Raw genomic sequence first — 2,305 nt, 5'->3', positions numbered from 1 at the left:
TGCTGCTGGAGGGCATTGCCTTCAAGGACGGCGAACAGGTGAAAGACGATCAACGGGTTCAGCAGAAACTCGCCGCCTGAAAGCGCCTGCCTTCAAGTTGCCCATACACCACTCTTGACGTTAGCTCGCGTCACACCGTTGATTCACCTTGTTACCAAGGCGAAGGACGCCGAACCGTAGCCATACCGGTCTCTCTCAGGCAGCCCTTCGTCGAACCTCAAATGTTGGCCTACGACAACTGCACCACGCGGAAGTCTGCACCCTTTCAGGTCAGGGCAAATCTTGAACCCCTATGCGACCCATTACAGGCCACCATTCGCTTTTTCCGCGTTCTCATGCCCGCTCCCTCGACAGCCTCCCTTGCGAGTCACCTGCCACTGCGGCCCAAACAACAGAACACCGTGGCGAGAAGTCGGGTTTTCCACGTTCCCATCCTTGCCGACCCAAATGAACCTGGGCCTGTCCGTTTAGCGCCTGTCTATCCCCCGGCAGCGCTGACGACGACGTGCTTGCTTTGTTGACGCAAGCAACCGGCTGCATACCTTTTGGGTTAGAGCCTGACAGCACGCTTTGGCTCATCGGTCATTACGGCGTTTAAGCAACAGTTCACATATGTTGCGCATGCGGAAATTGCCTGGCACCTCACACCGCACGGCGGCTGGCAGTGTCGATCCCGTCCTCGTCACCGAAGTGAACCGTCAATCGAGAGGCACGTTGTCTCCAGAGCTTCACACCCGACCGTTACCAGTCACGCATGCCCGGATAGATCCTATGTAGAGTAAGCGGCCGCAACCGGGCCATATCGTAAAATCAGCATGTCGTGAAGTTCCTCACAGGAGGGCATCATGCGTACGCAGGAAACGCAAGGCAACGTAACGGACGTGGTGCTGGCCGTATCGCTTGAACTGGCGGCGGCTAAGTGGAAAGTCGCGCTGCATGACGGGCATCGAGAAAGCCCGTCGATTCACACGGTGGCACAAACCGACCCGGCCGCCCGCCTGCAGGCCGTGCTTACGCTGATCGCCACCCAAAAACAGGCATGGGCACTGCCCGACAACACGCGCATCGTCGTGAGCTACGAAGCCGGCCAGGATGCTTTCTGGATTTTTCGAGCTCTGCAGGCTCGCGGCATCGAGTGTTACGTCGTCGATCCCGCGAGCATTCCAGTCCAACGCCAAAAGCGTCGCGCAAAGACCGACCGGCTCGACGTGACGAAGCTGGTCATCAACCTGCGGGCCTGGCTGGGCGGCGAACGCGACCGCATGCATGCGGTGCACGTACCCTCTGCGCAGGATGAAGCCTCGCGCCACCTGATGCGTGACCGCGGCCAACTGCAGAAGGAGGTGCTGCAACATCGTGATCGCATGCGCAAGCTGCTGGCGACAGTCGGCTGCTGGGAGGACGTCAACAGCCGTAAATTCGCAAACCGGCTCGCATGCCGTCAAGTGTGCTGTCACGATGGTACCCCGCTACCCGAGGAGCTCCATGAACGCCTACTGCGCGAGTGCGAGCGGCTGGCGCTGGTCGAGAAGCAGGCGGCCACCCTCGAAAAGGCCTACCACCTCCACCTTCCCGAACGTGCGCGCGAGCGTATTGATCACCTCACACACCTGCGCGGCATCGGTCCGGTTAGCGGCTCGAGACTTGCACTCGAACTCTTCTGGAGGCACTTCGCCAACCGCCGCCAAGTGGGTGCGTGTACCGGCCTGGTCCCCCAGCCCTACGACAGCGGCCAGACCCAGATCGATCAGGGGATCAGCAAACAAGGAAACCGACGCGTGCGCGCGCTACTGATTGAAACGGCATGGACCTGGATACGGTATCAGCCCAGCAGCCTGCTCACCCGCTGGTTCAACGAGCGCACGAAGGGCACTGGCCCCAACCGACGCGCCCGACGTATTGCGATCGTCGCGGTGGCACGCCGCCTGGTCATCGCGTTATGGCGCTACCTCAAGGATGGTGTGATTCCCGAAGGCGCTGAACTCAAAATGCGATAAGGATACCTATCAACTCAAGCAGCGCAGCAACGGATCAAATGAAACAGCTACTTGCCGGTCTGAACGGAATATGCCCGAGCAGTTGCCGGGTTGCTCGACAGCAACCGAACGATATAGATGGGGCATACTCCTGGTGAACCTTCCAGCGTAACGCGCATAGGATGCGGCCGGCTACCCGCCGGCGGATAGATGCTATGAAAGGGACGCGATAACGCGGAGCCCTACAATTCCCACATCGCATCGGTTCGCGTTAAAGGAGGGCATCATGCGAAATTCCGCTTACGCAGCTGGCAGAGAGGAACTCATAC

1 protein-coding gene is annotated in these 2,305 nt (G+C 59.6%); it reads left to right on the top strand.

Annotation, left to right across the window (positions count from 1 at the left end; translation table 11 throughout):
• Positions 1 to 845 precede the first annotated feature (845 nt).
• A complete protein-coding gene (locus tag F6X42_RS42355) occupies positions 846 to 1,997 on the top strand; it encodes an IS110 family RNA-guided transposase (RefSeq protein WP_187639695.1) in 1,152 nt (383 codons plus the stop codon).
• Positions 1,998 to 2,305 lie beyond the last annotated feature (308 nt).

It is taken from the genome of Paraburkholderia podalyriae, from assembly GCF_014397785.1.
Lineage (GTDB): Bacteria > Pseudomonadota > Gammaproteobacteria > Burkholderiales > Burkholderiaceae > Paraburkholderia > Paraburkholderia podalyriae.
Note: the sequence above shows the minus strand (reverse complement) of the source record. Positions and strands in the feature narration are given on the sequence as shown.

Coding starts and splice junctions, on each gene's coding strand:
- F6X42_RS42355 (WP_187639695.1), top strand. CDS start 846: ATGCGTACGCAGGAAACGCAAGGCAACGTAACGGACGTGGTGCTGGCC.